This window comes from Thermomonas carbonis (assembly GCF_014396975.1).
Taxonomy (GTDB): Bacteria; Pseudomonadota; Gammaproteobacteria; order Xanthomonadales; family Xanthomonadaceae; genus Thermomonas; species Thermomonas carbonis.
Genome location: NZ_CP060719.1, coordinates 3,208,554 through 3,230,829 on the forward strand (window position 1 = coordinate 3,208,554; position 22,276 = coordinate 3,230,829).

At 66.5% G+C, this 22,276-nt stretch carries 21 protein-coding genes and 1 pseudogene; 8 read left to right on the top strand and 14 right to left on the bottom strand.

What is annotated here, in order from left to right; genetic code table 11:
* Nucleotides 1-12 precede the first annotated feature (12 nt).
* The 6 genes and pseudogenes from argC to H9L16_RS14850 form a co-directional block, all read right to left on the bottom strand.
* Nucleotides 13-960 (bottom strand): N-acetyl-gamma-glutamyl-phosphate reductase, encoded by a 948-nt coding sequence (argC, locus tag H9L16_RS14825; RefSeq protein WP_187552414.1) that lies wholly within the window; start codon nucleotides 958-960, stop codon nucleotides 13-15.
* The gene (locus tag H9L16_RS14830) at nucleotides 957-2,294 is read right to left on the bottom strand and encodes an acetylglutamate kinase (protein WP_187554217.1); all 1,338 of its coding nucleotides are present in this window, start codon (nucleotides 2,292-2,294) and stop codon (nucleotides 957-959) included. Before H9L16_RS14830 ends, argC begins: the two co-directional genes overlap by 4 nt.
* 5 nt (nucleotides 2,295-2,299) lie before the next feature.
* Nucleotides 2,300-3,409, bottom strand: a complete 1,110-nt coding sequence (locus H9L16_RS14835) for an acetylornithine deacetylase (protein WP_187552415.1) — start codon at nucleotides 3,407-3,409, stop codon at nucleotides 2,300-2,302.
* A 122-nt stretch (nucleotides 3,410-3,531) separates the two neighbouring features.
* Nucleotides 3,532-4,742 (bottom strand): annotated as a pseudogene (locus tag H9L16_RS14840) (argininosuccinate synthase).
* 65 nt (nucleotides 4,743-4,807) lie between these two features.
* Complete coding sequence (locus tag H9L16_RS14845) at nucleotides 4,808-5,815, bottom strand: N-acetylornithine carbamoyltransferase (RefSeq protein ID WP_187552416.1); 1,008 nt, start codon at nucleotides 5,813-5,815, stop codon at nucleotides 4,808-4,810.
* Nucleotides 5,816-6,133: 318 nt separating this feature from the next.
* Nucleotides 6,134-6,589 (bottom strand): hypothetical protein, encoded by a 456-nt coding sequence (locus tag H9L16_RS14850; protein ID WP_229796481.1) that lies wholly within the window; start codon nucleotides 6,587-6,589, stop codon nucleotides 6,134-6,136.
* Nucleotides 6,590-6,686: 97 nt separating this feature from the next.
* On the opposite strand from H9L16_RS14850, the gene cysS reads away from it, so the two are divergent.
* Genes cysS through H9L16_RS14865 form a run of 3 tightly spaced genes read left to right on the top strand, consistent with a single transcriptional unit; the run spans nucleotide 6,687 to nucleotide 9,759 of the window.
* Nucleotides 6,687-8,078: a cysteine--tRNA ligase gene (cysS, locus tag H9L16_RS14855; protein WP_187552417.1), complete on the top strand. Its 1,392-nt coding sequence runs from the start codon at nucleotides 6,687-6,689 to the stop codon at nucleotides 8,076-8,078.
* Nucleotides 8,075-8,533 (top strand): SufE family protein, encoded by a 459-nt coding sequence (locus H9L16_RS14860; RefSeq protein WP_187552418.1) that lies wholly within the window; start codon nucleotides 8,075-8,077, stop codon nucleotides 8,531-8,533. The genes cysS and H9L16_RS14860 overlap by 4 nt, the downstream gene beginning before the upstream one ends.
* Nucleotides 8,530-9,759 (top strand): MFS transporter, encoded by a 1,230-nt coding sequence (locus H9L16_RS14865; RefSeq protein ID WP_187552419.1) that lies wholly within the window; start codon nucleotides 8,530-8,532, stop codon nucleotides 9,757-9,759. Before H9L16_RS14860 ends, H9L16_RS14865 begins: the two co-directional genes overlap by 4 nt.
* Nucleotides 9,760-9,841: 82 nt before the next feature.
* On the opposite strand, the gene H9L16_RS14870 is transcribed toward H9L16_RS14865, so the two are convergent.
* Together H9L16_RS14870 and dksA are read right to left on the bottom strand one after the other, a co-directional pair.
* A complete protein-coding gene (locus tag H9L16_RS14870; RefSeq protein ID WP_187552420.1) occupies nucleotides 9,842-10,042 on the bottom strand; it encodes a CsbD family protein in 201 nt (66 codons plus the stop codon).
* Nucleotides 10,043-10,254: 212 nt separating this feature from the next.
* On the bottom strand, nucleotides 10,255-11,256 hold the full coding sequence (dksA, locus tag H9L16_RS14875) for an RNA polymerase-binding protein DksA (RefSeq protein ID WP_187552421.1): 1,002 nt from the start codon (nucleotides 11,254-11,256) through the stop codon (nucleotides 10,255-10,257).
* Between the two features lie 111 nt (nucleotides 11,257-11,367).
* Between dksA and yidD the strand changes: the two genes are divergently transcribed.
* From yidD to H9L16_RS14890, 3 genes are all read left to right on the top strand, one after another.
* A complete protein-coding gene (gene yidD / locus H9L16_RS14880; protein ID WP_229796566.1) occupies nucleotides 11,368-11,625 on the top strand; it encodes a membrane protein insertion efficiency factor YidD in 258 nt (85 codons plus the stop codon).
* A complete protein-coding gene (locus tag H9L16_RS14885) occupies nucleotides 11,622-12,968 on the top strand; it encodes a dihydroorotase (RefSeq protein ID WP_187552423.1) in 1,347 nt (448 codons plus the stop codon). The genes yidD and H9L16_RS14885 overlap by 4 nt, the downstream gene beginning before the upstream one ends.
* A gap of 170 nt (nucleotides 12,969-13,138) precedes the next feature.
* A complete protein-coding gene (locus H9L16_RS14890) occupies nucleotides 13,139-13,918 on the top strand; it encodes a M23 family metallopeptidase (RefSeq protein ID WP_187554219.1) in 780 nt (259 codons plus the stop codon).
* A 45-nt stretch (nucleotides 13,919-13,963) separates the two neighbouring features.
* Here H9L16_RS14890 and folE2 read toward each other — a convergent pair whose 3' ends face one another.
* From folE2 to efp, 6 genes are all read right to left on the bottom strand, one after another.
* Nucleotides 13,964-14,887 (bottom strand): GTP cyclohydrolase FolE2, encoded by a 924-nt coding sequence (gene folE2 / locus H9L16_RS14895; RefSeq protein WP_187552424.1) that lies wholly within the window; start codon nucleotides 14,885-14,887, stop codon nucleotides 13,964-13,966.
* A 60-nt stretch (nucleotides 14,888-14,947) separates the two neighbouring features.
* Nucleotides 14,948-15,634 (bottom strand): phytoene/squalene synthase family protein, encoded by a 687-nt coding sequence (locus H9L16_RS14900; RefSeq protein ID WP_187552425.1) that lies wholly within the window; start codon nucleotides 15,632-15,634, stop codon nucleotides 14,948-14,950.
* Nucleotides 15,631-16,305, bottom strand: a complete 675-nt coding sequence (gene gph / locus H9L16_RS14905; RefSeq protein ID WP_187552426.1) for a phosphoglycolate phosphatase — start codon at nucleotides 16,303-16,305, stop codon at nucleotides 15,631-15,633. Before gph ends, H9L16_RS14900 begins: the two co-directional genes overlap by 4 nt.
* A 74-nt stretch (nucleotides 16,306-16,379) precedes the next feature.
* The gene (ubiG, locus tag H9L16_RS14910) at nucleotides 16,380-17,093 is read right to left on the bottom strand and encodes a bifunctional 2-polyprenyl-6-hydroxyphenol methylase/3-demethylubiquinol 3-O-methyltransferase UbiG (protein WP_187552427.1); all 714 of its coding nucleotides are present in this window, start codon (nucleotides 17,091-17,093) and stop codon (nucleotides 16,380-16,382) included.
* Nucleotides 17,090-18,430 (bottom strand): TRZ/ATZ family hydrolase, encoded by a 1,341-nt coding sequence (locus H9L16_RS14915; protein WP_187552428.1) that lies wholly within the window; start codon nucleotides 18,428-18,430, stop codon nucleotides 17,090-17,092. Before H9L16_RS14915 ends, ubiG begins: the two co-directional genes overlap by 4 nt.
* A 4-nt stretch (nucleotides 18,431-18,434) precedes the next feature.
* Nucleotides 18,435-19,001, bottom strand: a complete 567-nt coding sequence (gene efp / locus H9L16_RS14920) for an elongation factor P (RefSeq protein ID WP_187552429.1) — start codon at nucleotides 18,999-19,001, stop codon at nucleotides 18,435-18,437.
* A 92-nt stretch (nucleotides 19,002-19,093) separates the two neighbouring features.
* Between efp and epmB the strand changes: the two genes are divergently transcribed.
* The gene (gene epmB / locus H9L16_RS14925) at nucleotides 19,094-20,155 is read left to right on the top strand and encodes an EF-P beta-lysylation protein EpmB (RefSeq protein ID WP_187552430.1); all 1,062 of its coding nucleotides are present in this window, start codon (nucleotides 19,094-19,096) and stop codon (nucleotides 20,153-20,155) included.
* A gap of 39 nt (nucleotides 20,156-20,194) precedes the next feature.
* A complete protein-coding gene (locus tag H9L16_RS14930; RefSeq protein ID WP_187552431.1) occupies nucleotides 20,195-22,276 on the top strand; it encodes an EAL domain-containing protein in 2,082 nt (693 codons plus the stop codon).

The following is a 22,276-nucleotide window of genomic DNA, read 5'->3' on the forward strand; positions in this document are numbered from 1 at the left end:
CTTGTCGGAGGATTACAGCGGAATCCCGAGGAATTCGTCCAAACCAAATGCCATGTTGAGATTCTGCAGCGCCTGCGTGGCCGCGCCCTTCAACAGGTTGTCCTCGGTGGCGACCACGACCAGCCGCTTGCCATCACCACTCAAGGTAAAGCCACCAAGCTCGATGTGATGCATGCCGGCGATGCGGCTCACCCAAGGCGCCTCGTCCAGCACGCGCACCAGCGGCTCACCGGCATAGCGGCCGCGATAACGCGCGAAGATTTCCTCGATGTCGAACGCGATCGACAAGCGGAGGTTCGCGGTGATCGTCAGCCCGCGGAAATGCGGGGCGACATGCGGCATGAACTCGACCGGATGCCCAAGCTGCTTCGAGACCTCGCGCTCATGCACGTGCCCGGTCAGCGCATATGGCATCAGGTTGTCGCGCAGCAACTCGACGTTGTTCTTGTCACTGGGCGTGGTGCCGGCACCGGAATACCCGGAAACGCCGAAGCACTGCACCGGCCCGTCCAGCACATTCGCCATCGGCGCGATCGCCAATTGCATCGCGGTGGCGTAGCAACCGGGATTGCTGATGCGGCGCTGGCCCGAGTACTGCGCGCGGGTCAGCTCGGGCAGGCCGTAGTACCACGACGGATCGAAGCGGTAGTCGGCGGACAGGTCAATGATCACCGGATCCACGCCCGCATCATCGAACTGCTGGACGATTTGCGCAGCCTTGCCGTTCGGAAGCGCCAGCACCACCAAATCGGCAGCGAGCGCAGGCAGGTCTTCGTACGCGGGCGAGGTGTACTGCACGTCACCGGCGTAGCCCGGGATATGCGCGGCCAGCGGCTGTCCCACCAACTCACGCGAAGTGACATAGGCCAACTCGAAACGCGGATGCGCGGCCAGCAGACGGATCAGTTCCGCGCCGACGTAGCCACGGGCACCGACGATGCCGACGCGCAAGGCGCTCATGCCGGGTCCTTCAGGGTGGCCGCATGGCTCGCGCAGTACGCGATGCAACGCGCGATCTCGTCCATCGCGGACAGCCCGTACCAGAACACCTTCCACTTCTCCTGCTTGATGCAGCCGTCCGATTCCGAGTAATAGAACGGATTGACCGGATTGCCATGGCGCGAACGCCAGAACAGGCGTGGATTTGCATCACGCATGACCTGCCAGACCGCGCGACCGAGTCCTTCGCCCTGGGCGTCGTCGAGCACCGCGAACTTGTCGAGGTAGATGCCGGCATCTTCGCGGGTGAGGATCACCGCGGCGCGATAGTTCTCGCTGACATAGGCGTGATGCAGCGTCGTCGTCTCGAAATAATCCGGCAGCAGCTTGCGACCGAACGCGGACTCGATCAGCGTGCGCAGGCGCGGCAAGTCGAACGCATCCCACGAACCCGCTTCCATCACCCGCTCGCCGCGCCGCACCAGCGTGCCCGAGCCCTTGTGGGTGAACAATTCCTTGGCCAGTTCCGCCGGCCGGGTGATCGACACCGACGACGCCAGCGGCAAGCCATCCAGCAGATCCTTGATCTGCTCGATCTTCACCCGCATGCCGCCTTCGATCCACGACTGCTGCATGAGGTGCTCGTATTCGGTGGACAGGTTGATCGAGTCGATCACCTTGCCCTCCGCGTCGAGCAGGCCGCCGGTGCCGGTCAGGAACACGATCTTGTACGGCTGCAGCACCTGCACCAGTTCGTTGGCGGCAAAGTCGGCATTGACGTTGAGGATCTGTCCGCCGATGGTCTCGCCGAGCGAGGCGATCACCGGGATCGAACCCGCCTGCAGGCTGGCCTGGATCGGTGCCAGGTCGACGCGCTTCACTTCGCCGACCAGGCCGAAGCGTTCGCGGTCGAGGTAGTCGGCCTCGAACACGCCGGAGACGATGCTGGTGGCGCGCGCATCGCTGGCCTGCAGCGCTTCGACCAATTTCAGGTTCTGCGCATGGAAGACGCGGCGCACGATCGCCAGCGCTTCCGGCGATGTCACCCGCAGCCCGTCGATGGTCTGCTTGGCGATCCCGGCGGCGGACAATTCCGCGTCGAGTTGCGGACCCGCGCCATGGATCACGATCGGAGTCAGGCCCACGTCCTGCAGGAAGGCCAGCGACGACACCAGCGCGTCGAGATCATCGCGCAACACCGCGCCACCGACCTTGACGATCGCGAAGCGCGCCGCATCCAGTTGCGAGAAACGCTTGAGGTACTGGTTGATTTCCTTGGCGCTGCCCATGCTCGACAACAACCGCACGATGGTCTGGCGGGTCTGCGGATCGTGCACGGCATGCGCGTTCAACATCGGGCTCACTGCGATTGATTTCCAGGCAAGTTGTTTTGAAGCAGGCGGGTGATGGTGCCGGTGTAACGCTGCAATTGATCGAGCGTGACGAACTCGTCGGCGGTGTGGGCCTGGGCGATGTCGCCCGGGCCGTACACCAGCGCGGTCAGGCCGGCCTGCGAGAACAGCGAGGCCTCGGTCCAGAAATCGACCGCGTTGCCGATCGGCAGGCCGAGTTCATCGGCGAGGTCGCGCGCCAGCAGGCGGCGCTCCTCGGCGCTGGCGACGTCACCGGCCGGCAGCGAAGGGCCACGGAACGTTTCTTCGTAGCGCTCCAGCGCGCCTGCAGTCGCGCAGGATCCGAAGCGCAGATGCAGTCCATCGATGTCCTGCGACGGCAACGGGCGGAAACCGAAGCGCACCTCGGCGCTCGGTGCGATCATGTTGGCCTTGATCCCGCCCTCGACCTTGCCGATGTTGAAGCGCAGCCCGGTGAGGCCACCGAAGCGCGCGTTCGCTTCGCCTTCGACCAGGTCCAGCGCATTGCCGCCCCAGCGCATCACCTGGTGCAAGGCATTCGCGGTCATCGCGTTGGCACCGGATGCATGCCCTGCCTCGCCCCTGAATTTCAACAGCACCGAACTGATCCCGCGATGCGCCAGCACGGCCTCGCAACGGGTGGGCTCGGCGATGATCGCTTCGCTGAAGCCATGGTCGCTGCCGAGGAATGCGGCGATGCAACGGGGATCGTTGGCTTCCTCGTCGGAGGAAAACAGGAATGCGGCATCGCCATCGGTCACGTTGGCCGCAGCGATCAACCCCGCCGCCGCGCCCTTGATGTCGCAGACGCCCAAACCAACCACGCGATCATCGAAGCGGCGCATCACGTGCGGATCCGCCGTCCACGCCTCGGACGACGGTACCGTGTCCAGATGCACGTTGAACACCCGGCGCGGGTTGCCGCGCACCGCGAACAGCGACACTGCGCCGTCGCCGTGATCGATGACCTCGGCCCGGAAATCCGGCAACTGCGCGCGGATGTAGTCGAAGATCCCGCCAGTGCCGATCAGGCGCGGCGGGTTGCGGGTATCGAACGACACCAACGCTTCGAGGTGATTCAGGACGGATTGCAGCATTTCCATTTTCTCGTCACTCCTGCGAAGGCAGGAGTCCAGTGGTTGTAGCCCGGACAAGCGAAGCGGATCCGGGATCCCCCCGAAGCTCCCGGATGCGCTTCGCTTGTCCGGGCTAGGTTCGCTTACTTTTCCTGATTCACCTGCGCCCACAAGGTGCTGCTCATGCCGAACAGCTTGATGAAGCCTTCGGCTTCCTCGACGCCCCAGTCCGCGGACTGCGCGTAGGTCGCGCCCTTGCTGTTGAGGATGTGCGGGGAACGCACCGCCACCGCATCGACGCGACCGCCATTCGTGCGCAACACCACTTCACCATTGACCATCGCTTGCGACGAGGCCAGGTAGGCCTCGAGGTCGGCCTTCAACGGGTCGTGGTAAAAGCCTTCGTACACCAGCTCCACCCACTTGCGCGCGACCTCCGGCTTGAAGCGGTTCTGCAGCTTGGTCAGCACCGCTTCTTCCAGCGCTCGATGGGCAGCAAGCAACGCCGCAAGGCCGGGGCCTCGAACACGATCCGACCCTTCAGGCCAATCGTGGTGTCGCCGGTGTACATGCCGCGGCCCACGCCGTACTGCGCGAACATGGTGTTGAGCTTGGCCAGCAGTTTGTCGCCGGCCATTTCATTGCCGTCGAGCGCCACTGCCTCGCCGCCGACGAAGCGCAAGGTGACTTCCAACGCATCGGTGGGCCAATGCTCGCGCTTTGCGCACCAACCGCGCGCGCCATCGCCGGGCGCTTCCCAGCTATCGATCTCGGCGCCAGACATGGTCAGGCCCAGCAGGTTCTCGTTGATCGTGTACTGCTTCTGCTTGCTGCGCACGCCGAAGCCGCGCTGCTCCAGGTAGGCCTGCTCGTACGCACGCGTCTGGGTGTGTTCCTTCTGGATCTCGCGGATCGGCGCCACGATCCGGTAATCGCCGCTGGCCTTCACCGCCAGGTCGAAGCGCACCTGGTCGTTGCCCATGCCGGTGCAACCGTGGGCGATGGCATTGGTGCCGAGTTCCTTCGCGCGCGCCAGCGATGCATCGACGATCAGGTAGCGATCCGACACCAGCAATGGGTACTGGCCCTGGTAGCCCTCGCCCGCCCAAACGAATGGCTTGACGAAGCCGCTCCAGATCGCCGGCCCGCCATCCACCGTCACATGCGATGCCACGCCGAGTTCGGCCGCGCGTGCCTCGATGAAGGCGCGCTCGTCTGCATCCACGCCGCCGGTGTCGGCGAACACGGTATGCACGTTCCAGCCCTGCTCCTTCAGGTACGGCACGCAGAAGCTGGTATCCAGGCCGCCGGAAAAAGCCAGGATGATGTCGCGGGAATCGTTGGGGGAGGTCATTTGCTGTCTCGTTGGTTGCTCCCTCTCCCGCTGGCGGGAGAGGACTGGGGTGAGGGTGGGAAGGCTCAGCGCACCAGCGCCGCCATGATCGCCTTCTGCACGTGCAGGCGATTTTCGGCTTCGTTGATGGCGATGCAGTTGGGCGAATCCATCACCGCATCGCTGGCCTTGACGTTGCGTCGCAACGGCAGGCAATGGCTGAAGACGCCGTTGTTGGTCAGCGCCATCTTGGCTTCGTCGACCATGAAGTGCTTGAACTGGTCGCGGATCGGCTTCTCGGGTTCCCAGTTCCCGAAATACGGCAGCGCGCCCCAGCTCTTGGCGTAGACCACGTCGGCACCGGCGTAGGCGCTTTCGATATCGTGGCTGACCGCCAGCGAGCCGCCGCTCTCGGCCACGTTCTGCGCGGCCCAGTCCATGTAGCGCTGGTCGAGGACGTAGTCAGGCGTCGGGCAAAGCAGGGTCACGTCCATGCCCATGCGGGTGGCGATGGTCAGCGCGGAATTCGCCACCGCGGTGTTCAGCGGCTTCGGGTGGTAGGTCCAGGTCAGCACGTACTTCTTGCCGCGCAAGTCAGGCGTGCCGAAGTGCTCCTGCAAGGCCATCGCATGCGCCAATTCCTGGCAGGGGTGGGTGATCGTCTCCATGTTGATCACCGGCACCGGCGAATACTTCGCGAAGGCCTTCAGCACGATGTCCTCACGGTCGCGCTGCCAGTCCACGAATTTCGGGAACGCACGCACGCCGATCAGATCCACGTAGCGACCCAGCACGCGCGCCACCTCGGCAATGTGTTCTTCGGTATCGCCGTCCATCGCCGTGCCCAGGTCGAATTCGACCGGCCAGGCATCCTTGCCGGGCTGCAGCACCACCGCGTGGCCGCCCAACTGGAACGCACCCAACTCGAAGCTGGTGCGGGTGCGCATCGACGGATTGAAGAACACCAGCGCGATCGACTTGCCTTTCAACTCGCTGCCGAGCTTGTTGCGTTTGAACAAGGCCGCCTGGGTCAGCAAGGCGTCGAGGTCGGCCCGGCTCCAGTCCTGGGTGTTGAGGAAATGCGTCGGCTGCATCATCGGTTCCTTGGATCGGGACAGTGGCGGGACGGTTGCGCTTGAAACCAGGGCGCCGCTGCTGCGCATCCTGCGCCCGCGGCATTCGTGCATCCTGCACGTCAAAACGAAAAAACCCAGCCTGCAGGCTGGGTTTTGACGGGAGATGCACGACAAGGCGATCCGGTCTACCCAGCAGTTCGGGAAGTTTCCGGTCGGCGCGCACGCGAGGTCATGCCGGAGGCCATCCGGGCAGAGCTTGCATAGCGCGTGGCGAGGTGTGCGTGCATCAGGGCGCGGATGCTGACATGCCGCGTCGCAGCATGCAAGCGGCGGGCCTCAATCGTGCGGGTGCGGGGTGATCGAAACGCGCACGCGCAGGCGATTGCCGGGATCGCGCGCCATTCGCGTGCGGAACTTGCTGCCCTTGTAGACGTAATCCACGTCATAGGCGATCGGCCTGCGGAACTCGCGCGCGACCGGCTCCATCCGGCAATTGCTGAGGCCGGCCTTGCGTTCTTCGGGAGTGGTATTGCCGGTCAGACGACCCTTCACGGAACTCCCCACACGAGACAACTTCGATTCACCCGACCGGCTCACGTCGCATACCCGCTCCATGCTGCTGGTGCGCAGCACCTGGTAGATCGGCTTCACGCCGAGCACCTGGGCGTAATCGAAGCGCACGTTCTCGGGCGGGATCACGACCTCGGGCGAAGGATCCTGCGCATGCGTCGTCGCCCCTGCCAGCAGGGCAGACACGAACAGGCTCGACAGGAGGACGCGACGGACGATCATCCGCGCAAGTCTATCGGCGCAAGCCGTGACGGGTATGAATCGCTGCTGTCGTCGGCGCACGGGCCGCTACAATGGGCCATCCCACGCGCTTGCCACCATGACTCCGTCTTCCAGCACGTTGCATCTCTACAACACCCTGACCCGGCGGCTCGAAGCGTTCGCACCGCTCGACCCCGCCAGCCCGACGATGTACGTCTGCGGCCCCACGGTCTACAACTACGTGCACATCGGCAATGCGCGCGGGCCGGTGGTGTTCGGCGTGTTGGCTGCCCTGCTGCGCCGCCGTTACGGCGGCCTGCGCTACGCACGCAACATCACCGACGTCGACGACAAGATCAACGCGGCAGCAAAGGAACTCGGCACCCCGATTTCCACGATCACCGACCAGTACGCCGCGGCGTATCGCGAGGACATGGCGATGCTCGGCGTGGATGGCGACTTCGCCCCCGACATAGAGCCGGCCGCGACCGCGCACATGCCGCAGATGATCGCGATGATCGAGCGGCTGATCGCCGAAGACCATGCGTATGCGGCCGAAGGCCACGTGCTGTTCGCGGTGGCCAGCTTCGACGGCTACGGCAAGCTCTCGCGCCGCGATACCGACGAGATGCTGGCCGGTGCGCGCGTCGAGGTGGCGCCGTACAAGCGCGACGCCGGCGACTTTGTGCTGTGGAAGCCCTCCACCGACGACCTGCCCGGCTGGGACTCGCCCTGGGGCCGCGGCCGCCCGGGCTGGCACATCGAATGCTCGGCGATGGCCGAGGCGCATCTCGGCGCGACCATCGACATCCACGCCGGCGGCATCGACCTGCAGTTCCCGCACCACGAGAACGAAGTCGCGCAGAGCGAGTGCGCGCATGGCGGTGCCCCGTTCGCACGCTGGTGGCTGCACAACGGCATGCTCAATTTCGGCGGCGCCAAGATGGCGAAGTCGGTCGGCAACATCCAGCGCGTCCACGACCTGGTCCGCGAGCATCCGCCGGAAGCACTGCGCTACGCGCTGCTGTCCGCGCAGTACCGACAGCCGCTGGAATGGTCGGATTCGCTCATCGAGCAATCGGTGCGCACGCTGGATCGCCTGTACGGCACCTTGCGCGATCTGGCCGATGTAGATGCACAAGCGGTGATTCCCGCCAGCATCGAAGCCGCGCTCGACGACGACCTCAACACGACCGCGGCGCTGGCCGAAATCGCCCGCATCGCCGGCGAAGCGCGCAAGGCCGCATCGGCCGAAGATCGGGCCGCGCTGAAATCGCAGCTGCTTGGCGCAGGCAGGGTGCTCGGCCTGCTGCAACAGACGCCGACTGCATGGTTCGCCCGCGGCGCCTCGAACGATGACGACGCGCGCATCCAGGCCTTGATCGACGAACGCATCGCCGCCAAGGCATCGCGCGACTTCGCCCGCGCCGATGCGATCCGCCAGCAGCTTGCCGAAGAAGGCATCCTGCTCGAAGACACCACGGCAGGCGTGCGCTGGAAACGCGCATGAGCGACTCGCCCTTCCCGCTCGAAGCGACGCCGGCCGAAGCGCAGGCCGCCATCGCCGAAGAATTTGCGTTCTTCGGCGACTGGTCGGAGCGCTACCAGTACCTGATCGACCTCGGCCGCAAGCTGCCGCCCTTCCCCGATGCCTGGAAGAGTGAGGAGCATCGCCTGCTCGGTTGCCAGTCGATGGTCTGGATCGTGCCATCGGGTGACGCAGCGAAGCTCGAATTCGCCGCCGCCAGCGATTCGGCCATCGTCTCGGGCCTGGTGTTCTTGGCCCTGCGCGTCTACTCGGGGCGCAGCGCCCAGGAGATCCTGGCCACCGATCCCGACTACATCGCCGCCATCGGCCTGGCCAAACACCTGTCGCCGACCCGCAGCAACGGCCTGGCCGCCTTGCTGGCCTTCATCCGCGAACATGCCATGCACATGCAGGCCAGGGCCACCCTGCACGAATGAGCGCGCTGCCGATGTCGCCGCTGGCCAGCATCGGTTTCCGCTGGTTGATGCTGTATCGGATCTGCACGCTGTTCTCTTACCAGATCGTCGCGGTCACCGTGGGCTGGCATGTCTACGAGCTCACCCGCGACCCCTGGTCGCTGGGCCTGATCGGCCTGGCCGAGGTCATTCCGTTCTTCTGCGTGGCACCGTTCTCCGGTTATCTGGTCGATCACCTGCGCCGACGCCGGCTGGGCGCGATCGCCTGCACCGTGCTCGCGTTCAACGCCATCGTGCTGGCCCTGCTCACCATCGGTGCCCTGCCGCTGCAAGGCCTGTGGCCGATCTATCTGGCGATCGCCATCGGCGGCGTCGGTCGCTCCTTCCTGGGCCCCGTGCACAACGCGCTGTTCGCGCGCGTGCTGCGTCGAGACCAGTTCGCGCGTGGCGCGAGCATCGGCAGCGTGGTGTTCCAGACCGGCCTGGTGCTGGGCCCGGCCATCGGCGGCCTGCTGGTCGGCGCAGCAGGCAAGTGGGTGGCCTACGCATTGGCTGCAGTGTTCGCATTGGCGGCCGCCGGCGCGCTGCTGTGCATGCCGGTCAGCGAACCACCGCAGCAACAGCAACGCGGCCCGGTATTCGCCAGCATCGGCGATGGCCTGCGTTTCGTGTTCGGCCACCAGATCCTGCTGGCCGCGCTGGCGCTGGACATGTTCGCGGTGCTGTTCGGCGGTGCGATCTCGCTGGCACCTGCGTTCATCAAGGACGTGCTGCACGCCGGACCGGAGGCGCTGGGTATCTTGCGCGGCGCGCCCGCGCTGGGATCGGTGGCCGCGGCGCTGTGGCTGGCCCGGCATCCGCTGCAGGCCAATGCCGGCAGGATCATGCTGGCGGCGGTGGCCTGCTTCGGCGCATGCATGATCGGCTTCGGCCTGAGCACGGCGTTCTGGCTGTCGGTGTTCTTCCTGCTGCTGTCTGGCGTGTTCGATGGAGTGTCGGTGGTGCTGCGCTCGACCGTGTTGCAACTCAGCACGCCGGACGGGATGCGCGGGCGGGTGTCGTCGGTCAACAGCATCTTCATCAGTTCGTCGAACGAACTGGGCGCGTTCTATGCCGGCTCGATGGCGCGCCTGCTGGGTCTGGTGCCGGCCGTCGTGGTGGGCGGCTTCGTCACCATCGGCGTGGTGGGGATCACTGCGTGGAAGGCACCGCGCCTGCGCAAACTGGACCTGCGCGAACTGCAGTAGCGCAACTCCGCATGTGCGCGCATGAAAAAGCCCGGCGCATGCGCCGGGCTTTCGTTTCGACTGATGGCTGATTCCGCTGGAATCAGTTCAGCGTATTGCGGAAGTCGGAGACTTCCTTGTCGGCGCGATCGCGCTGCCAGCCGTACTTTTCCTGCAGCTTGCCGGAGAGGTATTCGCTGTTGCCTTCGGCAACGTCGAACACGTCATCGGTGAGGTCGCCCCACTTGGCCTGAGCCTTGCCCTTCAACTGCTTCCAGTTGCCGGCGATGATGTCCTTGTTCATGTGCAGTACTCCTTTGGGGGATGGGTGGCGTGCGGAAGGCCGAAACCTTCGTTGTTGCCACCCGCACAGCTTGCTGGCGCCCATGTAGCGACAAGGTGCAGGTTTCGTTAGCGCGCACTCACGAACACCAACGGATATTCATCCGAAATCCTTGTCCACAAACGGAAACGGCGCCTTCCGGCGCCGTTTCTTGGACTGCAACGAGCGTGGAATCAGTCGCCCATCTGCTTCTGCATGTGTTCCCAGCGTTCCTGCGCGTCAATGGTGCGCTCGGCGGTGAGCCGCGCCTCCATGCGATCCAGGCCGATCTCTTCGCCGGTATCCACGCAGAACCCGTAATCCCCGCCGTCCAGCCGCTTCAGCGTGCTGTCGATCTTGCCGATCAGTTTGCGGTAGCGGTCGCGGGTACGCAGTTCCAGCGAGTTCTCGGTCTCGCGGGTGGCGCGTTCGGCCTCGTCGCCGACATCGCGCACTTCTTCCTTGAGGTTCTCGATGGTCTGCTTGGATTCCTCGACCAGGTCGCTGCGCCAGTTGGCCAGGCGTTGGCGGAAATACTCGAGCTGCAACGGGCTCATGTATTCCTCGTCGGCACCCGGCTTGTAACCAACCGGCAGGATCGGGCGGCCGGTAGCCTCGTCGGTCTGGTACGGAACGACCTTGAGCTTGCCCTTCGGGGCGGGGCTGGCGGGCCTGGACACCAGGGCCACTGCCACCTTGCCCTGCGGCTTGCGGACCACCGCAACCGGCTTGGGAGCGGCGACCTGCGCGGCTTCCTTCTTGGCTGCCGGAGCCGCCTTGGACGGCGCAGGCGCGGTCTTGGCGGGTGCGGCCTTTGCCGGAGCTGGCCTGGATGCCACCGGGGCGGACTTCGCCGCTGCAGGCGCGGGCTTGGCTACAGCTGCCTTCACGGGCGCAGCTTTCACCGGGGCCGGTTTGGCAGCAGGCACTTTCTTCGCCGGTGCGGGAGCGGACTTGCTGGCCGTAGCCGCAGTCTTGGCGACCGGCTTCTTGACGGGCGCTGGCTTTTTCGCCGGGGCCGCCTTCTTCGCCACCGGCTTGGCAGTCGGCTTCTTGGCGGGTGCGGGCTTCTTTGCCGGGGCGACCTTCTTCGCCACCGGCTTGGCGGCCGGCTTCTTGGCGGGGGTCGGCTTCTTCGCCGGAGCGGCCTTGCTGGCCGGCTTGGCGGCCTTTTTCACGGGTTTCTTCGCTGCCACGAGCAGGTATTCCTCGATGTTCCCTTGAGGCGGGAAAGCGCGCTGTTATACCCTGATGGGCACATGGCAGCAACCGCGCAACCTTGCGCCTCGCCGCGTTCAAGGCCCGTGATCGACCGATCTTTCGCCAGCGCCTCTTTCGTCAGTGCCGCCCTCATCGCGCTGCTGCGCGGCTACAAGCGCTGGATCAGCCCACTGCTCGGCACCCGCTGCCGGTTCATGCCCACCTGTTCGGAGTACGCGATGCAGGCGATCGACCGATTCGGCACACTCAAGGGCAGCTGGCTGGCGATCCGCCGGATCGGCCGCTGCCACCCCCTGCATCCCGGCGGGCACGATCCAGTCCCGCCCTCGAAGGAATCGACATGACCTCGACGCTGATCGTGAACGCCCGGCTGGTGAACGAAGGCCGCGAATTCGACGGCGACCTGCGCTTTTCCGATGGTCGCATCGCCGAAATCGGCAACGGGCTTTCCGCGCGCGACGGCGAAACCGTCATCGACGCCGCCGGCCGCCGCCTGCTGCCGGGGATGATCGACGACCAGGTGCATTTCCGCGAACCGGGCATGGAATACAAGGCCGACATGGCCATCGAGTCCGCCGCAGCGGTCGCCGGCGGGCTGACCAGCTTCATGGACATGCCGAACACCAATCCGCCCACGCTGAACCGCGATGCGCTGGAAGACAAATACCGGCGCGCCACCGGGCGTTGCCACGCGAACTACGGCTTCTACATGGGCGCGAGCAACGACAACCTGGCGGATGTCCGAGCGATCGACCCGAAGGCCACGCCGGGCCTGAAAGTCTTCATGGGCGCGTCCACCGGCAACATGCTGGTCGACAACCCGGAGACGCTGGATGCGATCTTCCGCGACACCCCGGTGCCGATCATCACCCACTGCGAAGACACCCCGACCATCGACGCCAATCTCGCCGCGTTCAAGGCGATCTACGGCGAGGACATCCCGGTCGAATGCCACCCGGACATCCGCTCGCGCGAGGCCTGCATCAAGTCCACGCGGCTGGCGTTGTCGCTGGCGAACAAGCACGGCACCCATTTGCACGTGCTGCACATCTCCACCGCCGACGAACTGGCGCTGTTCGAGCGGGGCCCACTGATCCGGGCCGACGGCAGCCGCAAGAAGATCACCGCCGAGACCTGCGTGCATTTCCTGCACTTCGCCCGCGGCGATTACGCGCGGCTGGGCAACCTGATCAAGTGCAACCCGGCGATCAAGGACGAGGCCGACCGAGAGGCGATCATCGATGCGTTGGCCGGCGACATCCTCGACGTGCTCGCCACCGACCACGCCCCACACACGCTGGAGGAAAAGGCGCGGCCCTACGCCGGCGCGCCCAGTGGCCTGCCGCTGGTGCAGTTCGCACTGAATGCCGCGCTGGAGCTGGTGCACCAGGGCCGCCTGACCACGGCGCAGGTCGTGCAGAAGTTCGCCCATGCACCCGCGCAGCTGTTCGATGTCGCCAATCGCGGCTACCTGCGCGAAGGCTATGCCGCTGACCTGGTGCTCATCGACGACACGCCGTACACCGTGCGCCGCGAGGACGTGCTGAGCCGTTGCGGCTGGTCGCCGTTCGAGGGCACCACCTTCCGTTCGCGGATCGCTGCGACGTGGGTGAACGGCGTGCTGGGCTGGGACGGCGAACGCCTGGTCGGGACGCCGCAGGGGCAGCGTTTGCAGTTCGATCGATGAGTGCCTTTCGCCTGTCATCCCTGCGAAGGCAGGGATCCAGTGACGTTTGTCTTCGGCAAGACATCCGCAATTCCAGCAAAAGACGCTGGATCCCGGCGTTCACCGGGATGACGATCTTGTTGCTTGCCGCCTGTGCCGCAGCGCAATCCGTCCCTGCCCCGGACAAACCGATGATCGGTGGCGGCGGCGCCATCCCGATGCGCGCGACTCGCTTGCCGGCAACCGCATCGCAGGGCGCGATGGTGACCGGCAATACGCATCCCGCCGCCATCGTCGAATACGCAGGGCGCACGCTGCGGGTCACGCCCTACGGCACTTTCGTGTTCGGCATTGGCCGCGACGCCACCGGCGATGTCATGCTGCGGATCAGGCAACCGGCGACCGGCTGGATCGAACACCGCCTGACAGTGACCGCGCGCGATTGGCCGGTCGAACGGATCAACGGCGTGCCGCCCGCCACGGTAAATCCGCCGAAAGCCATCGCCGAACGCATCGAACGTGAGCAGACCCGGGTGGTCGCCGTGCGCACCCGCGACGATGCACGCACCGGCTTCGCACAAGCGTTCATCTGGCCCGTGCAGGGTCGCATCAGCGGACGTTTCGGCAACCAGCGCGTGTACAACGGCACGCCGAAGTCGCCGCATTCGGGGATGGACATCGCCGTGGCAACCGGCACGCCTGTCAAGGCTCCCGCCGATGGCGTCATCACCTTCGCCGACCCGGGCCTCTATCTCACCGGCGGCACCGTCGTGCTCGACCACGGCCACGGCATCAGCAGCAATTTCCTGCACCTGTCGCGCATCGACACCAAGGTCGGGGACGTGGTGAAACAGGGCGATGTCATCGGTGCCGTAGGGGCCACCGGCCGCGCGACTGGCCCGCACCTGCATTGGGGCATGAACTGGTTCGATACCCGCATCGACCCGTTGCTGGTGCTCGAACGCAACTAGCGACACACCATGAACGCGCCGATGCGGTGCGGGCGAGACGTCCGATTAGGCGTTTCGGCCACTCACGGACGCCACCGCATCGTGCGGGTGCAGGCTCTCGAAATGCGCCACCCGCACCCGCCACGCGGACACCCGCGCATCGGATGCCAACGCGGCAGCCACCCGGCGCGCGGCGTCCTCGCAGAACATCAGGTTGGCAGCGTTGAGCTCCGCGAAAGCCTGCTCGTCCTCGCGCTTGACCGCGGTCTGCACTGGTGTGCCAAGCGAGGCTTCCACTGCATCGACCAGCGAGCGCAGCGGCAATTCGTCGAAGGCGGGCCGCAGCTCGACGCGGATCTCGGCGCGGCTGCGCTGCGCATGCGGCGTCGCGGCCAAGCCACGCTCCGAAGACAGCCAGTCGCGCACCGCATCGCTTGACGGCGCGCGCGTGCCGGCGAAATCCGCTTCGAAGCGCGCGGCGTTGACCTGCCGCGACAACGCCGCGGAAGCCGGACAGGTACTCGAATACTCGACCGAGAATCCCAGCGAAAGATGCAAATGCTCGTCGCGCAACTCGGCCTGGAGCGTCACCGGGTAGTTCTTCCAGCCGGCATTGGCGCTGGCCAGCGCCGGGCGCAGCAGCAGGTGGTCGTAACGCAGGCGCAGGAGCGCGCGCGTCGAAAGGCCTTGCTGTGTCGCGATGCAGGTTTCCAGCAGCTTGCGCAGCGCCGGCGCGCTCAGCGCCTCATTGGCCAGCGACTGCTGCAACTGCATGTACAGCCGCGACATGTGGATACCGCGCGCGGAGGAGTCCTTCAGGTCGACCGCGACATCGACGCTGGCCGGTACGCGCAAGGCTTGACCGCCCTCGCCCTGCAGGCGGATCGGCAGCGCCATCGCATCCATGCCGACCCAATCCAGCGGGCGCGCAAGCGCGGCCGTATCGAAGGCGACGTCGGGCAACGAGGCGTGGCGGGTGGTGTTGTGCATCGCGCCATTGTACCGGCGCGCGGGTGACCACCTGCGCAACGCTGCGTACCGCGCCGGCGCTCAGCCGCGGGCGGCGCGCCAGGCGGTAAACAGCACGCCGGGGCGGCTCATCGGCACCGGCTTGCCACCAGCGAAACGCTGCAGGCGGCCGCGGACGATGGCGGCATGGATGCGACCGGGCCTGCTGCCCTGTGCCGGCGCTGGCCATTGCGCCAGCAGGCCGCGGGCCCAACCGCGCACGTCAAGGTCGCCCAGCGGCGTGGCCGCGTCGGGGTGCCGCAGCACGCGTTCAGCCAGCAAGGAAACCACCACGTTCCGCGCCGGTGCCGGGGTGGCGCTGTCGAACAGGTGCTGGGCAACTCCGGCCAGCGCCTCGGCATACGGCTCCAGCGCGAACATCGCCGGCTCCAGGCCCTGCGGACGCTCGCGACTGGCACGCAAGGCCGGCAGGCAGGCGGCAAGGTTGCCCCAGGGCGCAGGCAGCTTCTGCAGGGTCAACCCGAGCGGATGCCGGCGCAGTCCGCGCGACCAGCCATCCAGTTCCTCGGCCCACCAGCCCAGCTTGGCTTCGCCGGGACGGGAATCCTCGCCGCCCCACGCCGCTTCCGCCAATTCCTGGCGCAGCGCGAACCATGCCTGTGCGCGCTGGCGCTGCGATGCGGGCACGAACGCTTCGGCCACCCGCCATTCGGGCCACTGCGCTTCCCACTTGCCCAGGAACCCCTGGAGTGCGTCGGTCTCGCTCATCGCAATCGCGCCCAGAACCCGGGAGCCGCCAAGTCGCCCGGCGTTTCCGCCATCGCGTCGGCTCCCCAGCGGTCCGGGAGTTCCCCCTCATCCCGATACCCCCACAACGCTACCACCGAACGCATGCCGGCTGCCCGCGCGGCATCGATATCGCGCTGGTCGTCGCCGACGTAGACGCAGTCTTCGATGGCGGCGCCGAGTTGCTCCGCCGCATGCAGCAGCGGCAGCGGATGCGGCTTGCGCTCCGCCAGGGTGTCGCCGCCCAGCAGGATCGCGCTGCGCGTGTCCCAGCCGAGTTGCGGGATTACCTGTTTCGCCAGGTATTCCGGCTTGTTGGTGATGATGCCCCAGCGCGCGCCGTCGGCCTCGATGGCATCCAGCAGTTCGACCACGCCATCGAACAACACGCTGCTGCGGCCGAGTTCCTGTTCGTAGATGTCCAGGAACTCGCGGATCATCGCGCCGCTCACCTCGCCGCCGAGTTCCGGAAATGCCGCGGCGCTCATCGCCCGCGAGCCCTTGGACACGTGCGGGCGCAGTTGGGCCAGCGGCATCGGTGGCTGCCCACGCGCCGTGCGCATGCGGTTGACGGTGGCGACCATGTCCGGCGCACTGTCCAGCAGGGTGCCGTCGAGGTCGAACAGGAGGAGCCGGGGAAATGTCGTTGCCATACTGAGCGTCGCGAAGAATCTGCTTGTGGGGATGACCAGGACAACAGGTTCTTGGCTGCGCTCGGAACGACAAGTCAGGCCGCGGGCTTGCGCGCGACGGCGAGGTAATTGATGTCGGTACGCGAGATGACACGCGCGCTGTTGCGCCACGGTTCGTACATCAGGCCGCTGACGTCTTCCAGTTGCAGGCCGGCCTCTCGCAGCCACTTCGCGAGTTCCGATGGCTTGATGAAGTCGCGGTACTGATGCGTGCCCTTCGGCAGCAGCCGTGCCACGTATTCCGCGCCGACGATCGCCATCGCGAAAGCGGCAGGCGTGCGGTTGAGGGTGGACAGGAACAGGTGGCCGCCGGGCTTGAGCAACTGCGCGCAGGCCTGGATCACCGAACCCGGTTCCGGCACGTGCTCGAGCATTTCCATGCAAGTGATGGTGTCGAACGTTGCGGGCGCTTCTTCTGCCAGCGTCTCGACGGCCATTTCGCGATAGTCGACCTTGATCCCCGACTCGAGGCCATGCAGACGCGCGACCTTGAGCAGGTTCGGCGCGAGGTCGATGGCGGTGACCTTGGCACCGGCCTGCGCCAGCGCTTCGCTCAGCAAGCCGCCACCGCAGCCGACATCGAGGACCGCGGCATCGCGCAGCGGCGTGCGCCCGGCGACGTAGCCAAGGCGCGCCGGATTCAGCGCATGCAGGGCCTTCTGCGGGCCGTCCGGATCCCACCAGCGCTGGGCCAGTTCGTCGAACTTGTCGAGTTCGGCCTGCGAGAAATTCTGCGCGGATGCGGTCATGCCGGCCTCACGGTGGCGATGCGGTCGCGCCACTGCCGCGCATTCGCGATGATGCCGTCCAGATCCATATCGACCAGCACACGCTGGCGCAGTTTGTGCACGCCGTCGATCCAGACGTCGCTGACCTGGTGCCGGCCGGTGGCGTAGATGAGTTGCGAGACCACGTTGTGCAGCGGCTGTGTTTCCAGTGCCGAGAGATCCACGCAAGCAATGTCCGCCTGCTTGCCAGGCTCGATGCTGCCGACCAGGTGATCGAAGCCGATCGCCCTGGCGCCGCCCAGGGTGGCCGCACGCAGCGCTTCGTGTGCATCGAAACCTGCGGCGTCATTGGCGACGGCCTTGGCCAGCAAGGCTGCGGTGCGGGTCTCGCCGAACATGTCGAGGTCGTTGTTGCTGGCGCAGCCGTCGGTACCGATGGCCAAGGTCACGCCCGCCCGCTCGAGTGCGCAGGCCGGGCAGAAACCCGATGCCAGCTTCAAGTTGGATTCCGGGCAGTGCACCACGCTGACGCCACGCTCAGCGCAGAGGTGGATCTCGGCCTCGGTGAGCTGGGTCATGTGCACTGCGATCAGGCGGTCGTTGACCAGGCCGAGCCGATCCAGCCGCGCAATCGGTCGCTGGCCGTGCTGTTCGACGGACTGCTGCACTTCCTGCGCGGTTTCGTGCAGGTGCAGGTGCACCGGCACGTCGAGTTGGTCGGCGAGCATGCGAACACGCTCGAAGTTGGCGTCGTTGACCGTGTACGGCGCATGCGGCGCGAACGCGGTGCGGATCAGCGTGTCGTCGCGCCACTGGTCGTGGACTTCACCGGCGCGGTCGAAGTACTCGTCGTCGGAACTCGCCCACGCGGTCGGGAAGTCGATCACCGGCAAGCCCACCCGTGCGCGAAAGCCGTGGCGCTTGTACGTCGCGGCCTGCACATCGGGGAAGAAATAATTCTCGTTGCAGCAGGTGGTGCCGCCGCGAAGCATTTCGGCGATCGCCAGGGTGACGCCATCGGCGACGAAGCCGGGGCCGATCACCGCGCCTTCGATCGGCCAGATGTGCTGTTGCAGCCAGACCTTCAGCGGCAGGTCGTCGGCGACGCCGCGCAGCAGGGTCATCGGGTTGTGGGTATGCGCGTTGACCAGGCCCGGGATCAGCGCGGCATCGGGACGCTGCACGGTTTCCTTCGCCTCGAAGCGGGCGTGCGCATCGGCAACGGGCAGCACGGCCACGATGACGCCTGCAGACACGACAACGGCGTGATCGGTCAGGACCACGCCGTGCGGGACGACCGGCACCACCCACCCGGCTTCGATGATGAGATCGCAGGCCTGCGGGATGGAATCGGCCATCGGCTTACTTGACCCGCGACTCGTACTCGCCGGTCCTGGTGTTGACCTTGATCTTCTCGTCCTGGCCGACGAACAACGGCACCCGCACCACCGCGCCGGTTTCCAGGGTGGCCGGCTTGCCGCCGGTGCCGGCGGTGTCGCCCTTCACGCCGGGGTCGGTCTCGGTGATCTTCAATTCGACGAAGTTCGGCGGCTGCACCGCGATCGGCGTGCCGTTCCAGAGCGTGACCACGCACTCTTCCTCGCCCTTCAGCCACTTCTCGGCGCCGCCCATGCCGGCCTTGTCGGACTGCACCTGCTCGAACGATTCCTGGTTCATGAAGTGCCAGTACTCGCCATCGGAATAGAGGAACTGCATGTCGGTATCGACCACGTCCGCCTGCTCGACGTTGTCGGTGGCCTTCATGGTCATTTCCACCACGCGGCCCGACTTGATGCTGCGGTACTTGATGCGGGTGAAGGCCTGGCCCTTGCCGGGCTTGACGTATTCGGTCTCGGTGATCACGCAGGGATCGTTGTTGATCAGGATCTTCTGACCGGTCTTGACGTCGTTCATGCCCAGGGAGGCCATGGATGCTCCTTCGCGCCACCCAGCCGGGCAGCTAAAATGTTGGATCAGGAATTCCGGCGTGGCCGGAACATGTCGTTGGATCGCAGACCCGCATGATAACCGCTGCCCCCGTGGCCTTGCAGCACGCCGCTCAACTGCCGCCTCCCGCGCTGCGCTGGCAGCAGGCATGGCGCGATGCCGTGCGCGACCCGCGCGAGTTGCTGGCGATGCTGGGGCTTGGCCATCTCGGCAAAGACCTCTCCGATGCCGCGGCCATGCAATTTCCGTTGCGGGTGCCGCGCGGCTTCGTCGCGCGCATGCGCCATGGCGACCCGACCGACCCCTTGCTTCGGCAGGTGCTGCCGATCCTCGACGAGGAGCGCATCGTCCCCGGGTTCGGGCTGGACGCGGTCGGCGATGGCGCGGCACGTCGCGGTGGCGGCGTCATCCACAAATACAACGGCCGTGCCCTGCTGATCGCCACCGGCAGTTGCGCGGTGCACTGCCGCTACTGCTTCCGCCGGCATTACCCGTATGCCGAGGACACCGCGGCCGCGGCGGGCTGGCGCGAGGCGGTCGAGACGATTCGCGCCGATGACTCCCTCCACGAGGTCATCCTCTCCGGCGGCGACCCGCTGTCGCTGGCCGACCACAAACTGGCGGAACTGACCGACGCCATGCGCGGCATCCCGCACATCCGACGCCTGCGCATCCACACTCGCCTGCCGATCGTGCTGCCGGAGCGGGTGGATGCCGGCTTGCTGGCCTGGCTGCGCGGGCTGCCGTGGCCGGTCGCGGTCGTGGTCCACGCCAACCATGCCAACGAGTTCGACGCCGCGGTCGATGCCGCGATGGTCGCCCTGCGTGATGCCGGAGCCACCCTGCTCAACCAGGCGGTGCTGCTGCGCGGCGTCAACGATTCGGTGGAGGCCCTCGCCGACTTGTGCGAACGCGGCCACCGGGTCGGCGTGCTGCCCTACTACCTGCATCAGCTGGACCGGGTCGCGGGTGCCGCCCATTTCGAAGTCGACGACGCCGAGGCCATCGCCCTTCACGCCACCCTGGCCGCACGCCTGCCGGGTTACCTGGTGCCGCGACTTGTGCGCGAGGTCGCCGGCGCGCCCGGCAAGACCCCGCTGGTTGCCGTGGACGTGGGCATTCCCTCACCGGCATGATGTAGCCTTGCCCCATCACGCAAGGATTGCAGCCCCCGCATGGCGATCGGCAAGGACACCGCTCTACGACTGATGCTTGTCGACGACCAGGTCAACGAGGCCGAGGCCATCGTCAGCAGCCTGCGCAACGCCGGCATCGCCGTGCGTCCTTTGCGCGCGGAAACCATCGACGAGCTGGCCAGCATCCTGGCCCAGCAGCAGGTCGACATGGTGCTGGCCGAATATGCGTCCACGCAGATGCCGTTCGCCGAAGTGGCGATGGTGGTCACGGGCTGCGGCCGCGACGTGCCGCTGCTGGCCGTGCTCGACGGCATCACCGACGAGATCCTGGACAGCGTGCAGGCGCAGGGCGCACAGACGGTCGCCCTGCGCGGCCGGCCGCAGCAATTCCTCAAGAACGTGCGCACCGAATGGCACGACCTCGACGCCCGCCGCTCGCAGCGCCATCTCGAAGCGCAGATGCGCGAGACCGAGCGCCGCTGCGACATGCTGATCGACTCCTCGCGCGAGCCGATCGCCTACATCCACGAAGGCATGCACATCCGCGCGAACCAGGCCTACCTGGAGATGTTCGGCTACGAGACCTTCGAGGACGTCGAGGGCATGTCGCTGCTGGACCTGATCGCGCCGAAGGACGTGGACGAGTTCAAGGCCCTGCTCAAGCGGCTGTCCAAGGGCGAGCCGCCGCCGCCGCGCCATGAACTCACCGCCCGCGACATCGACGGCGACGACTTCCCGGCGATCATGGAATTCACCGCGGCGCAGTACGAGGGCGAGGCCTGCCAGCAGGTGATCTTCCGCCGCCAAGCTGCGGAGCAGGATCCGGAACTGGCCCGCCAGGTCGAGGAGCTCAAGCAGCGCGATGCCGCCACCGGCCTGCTGAACCGCCCGACCTTCCTCGGCCTGCTGGACAACTGCGTCGCCGAGGCAGCCGGCCAAGGTGCGGTGCATGGCCTGCTGCTGATCGAACCGGACCATCACGCGCAACTGCTCGAAGTGATCGGCCTGGATGCCGCCGACGACCTGATGGCGGCGATGGGCCAGCGCCTGGACAGCGTCGCCAATGGTGCGATCACCGCCCGTTTCGGCGAGCACCAGTTGGCCCTGCTGGTCCGCGGCAGCGATTACCGCGCCACCAGCGACCTCGCCGAGAGCGTGCGCGAGGCCTTCGCCGGCCACGTGCTGGAAGTCGGCGACAACACCCTCAACGCCACCGTCAGCGTCGGCGGCGTGCAGATCGGCGAGAAGATCGCCAGCACCAGCCAGGTCCTGGCCAAGGCCACCCAGGGCGTGGTGTCCGCGGTCGGCGTGGGCGGCAACCGGGTACAGCTGTTCGATCCCGGTGCAGTCGATCGCGCCGAACAGGAACGCATCGAGGCCTGGGTCGCGCGCATCCGGGGTGCGCTGGACAGCGAAGGCTTCCGCCTGGACTTCCAGCCGGTCATCGCCCTGCAGGGCGACGGCAGCGAAACCTACGAGATGTTCCTGCGCCTGCACGGCAGCGACGGCGTCCCGGTCGAGGCCAGCACCTACCTGCCGATCGCCGAGGAACACGACCTCCTGCGCCCGATCGACCGCTGGGCGGTATCCCGCGCGATCGCCCTCATCGGTGAGCGCCTGCGCGCCGGCAAGCGCACCAGCGTGCTGCTGTCGGTGTCGCAGGAAGCCCTGCTTGATCCCAGCATGCCGGCCTTCATCGCGGAGCAGCTGGCCAGTGCGGGCGTGCCCGGCGACCAGCTGATCCTGGCCGTGCCGGAAGCGAAGGTGTTCACCAACCTGCACGCGGCGCAGGAATTCGCCGGCGCGCTGGCGGGTTTCGGCAGCCGGATGGCGCTTGAGCATTTCGGCGCGGGCCTCAACTCGTTGCAGACGCTGCAGCACTTCGAGCCTGCCCTGCTCAAGATCGATCCGCAGTTCATGGACGACCTGTCCAAGAGCGCGGACTCGCAGGCACGCGTGCGCGAGATTGCCCAGCAGGCCGGCGGTCGCGGCATCCGCACCGTGGCAGAGCGCGTGCAGGATGCGTCGAGCATGACACTGCTGTTCTCGGCGGGCGTGGATTACGTGCAGGGCGACTTCCTGGCCCCGGCCGGCCCCGACATGACCTACGACTTCAGCTGA

Coding starts and splice junctions, on each gene's coding strand:
- argC (WP_187552414.1), bottom strand. CDS start 960: ATGAGCGCCTTGCGCGTCGGCATCGTCGGTGCCCGTGGCTACGTCGGC.
- H9L16_RS14830 (WP_187554217.1), bottom strand. CDS start 2,294: ATGTTGAACGCGCATGCCGTGCACGATCCGCAGACCCGCCAGACCATC.
- H9L16_RS14835 (WP_187552415.1), bottom strand. CDS start 3,409: ATGCTGCAATCCGTCCTGAATCACCTCGAAGCGTTGGTGTCGTTCGAT.
- H9L16_RS14845 (WP_187552416.1), bottom strand. CDS start 5,815: ATGCAGCCGACGCATTTCCTCAACACCCAGGACTGGAGCCGGGCCGAC.
- H9L16_RS14850 (WP_229796481.1), bottom strand. CDS start 6,589: ATGATCGTCCGTCGCGTCCTCCTGTCGAGCCTGTTCGTGTCTGCCCTG.
- cysS (WP_187552417.1), top strand. CDS start 6,687: ATGACTCCGTCTTCCAGCACGTTGCATCTCTACAACACCCTGACCCGG.
- H9L16_RS14860 (WP_187552418.1), top strand. CDS start 8,075: ATGAGCGACTCGCCCTTCCCGCTCGAAGCGACGCCGGCCGAAGCGCAG.
- H9L16_RS14865 (WP_187552419.1), top strand. CDS start 8,530: ATGAGCGCGCTGCCGATGTCGCCGCTGGCCAGCATCGGTTTCCGCTGG.
- H9L16_RS14870 (WP_187552420.1), bottom strand. CDS start 10,042: ATGAACAAGGACATCATCGCCGGCAACTGGAAGCAGTTGAAGGGCAAG.
- H9L16_RS14885 (WP_187552423.1), top strand. CDS start 11,622: ATGACCTCGACGCTGATCGTGAACGCCCGGCTGGTGAACGAAGGCCGC.
- H9L16_RS14890 (WP_187554219.1), top strand. CDS start 13,139: ATGATCGGTGGCGGCGGCGCCATCCCGATGCGCGCGACTCGCTTGCCG.
- folE2 (WP_187552424.1), bottom strand. CDS start 14,887: ATGCACAACACCACCCGCCACGCCTCGTTGCCCGACGTCGCCTTCGAT.
- H9L16_RS14900 (WP_187552425.1), bottom strand. CDS start 15,634: ATGAGCGAGACCGACGCACTCCAGGGGTTCCTGGGCAAGTGGGAAGCG.
- gph (WP_187552426.1), bottom strand. CDS start 16,305: ATGGCAACGACATTTCCCCGGCTCCTCCTGTTCGACCTCGACGGCACC.
- ubiG (WP_187552427.1), bottom strand. CDS start 17,093: ATGACCGCATCCGCGCAGAATTTCTCGCAGGCCGAACTCGACAAGTTC.
- H9L16_RS14915 (WP_187552428.1), bottom strand. CDS start 18,430: ATGGCCGATTCCATCCCGCAGGCCTGCGATCTCATCATCGAAGCCGGG.
- efp (WP_187552429.1), bottom strand. CDS start 19,001: ATGGCCTCCCTGGGCATGAACGACGTCAAGACCGGTCAGAAGATCCTG.
- epmB (WP_187552430.1), top strand. CDS start 19,094: ATGATAACCGCTGCCCCCGTGGCCTTGCAGCACGCCGCTCAACTGCCG.
- H9L16_RS14930 (WP_187552431.1), top strand. CDS start 20,195: ATGGCGATCGGCAAGGACACCGCTCTACGACTGATGCTTGTCGACGAC.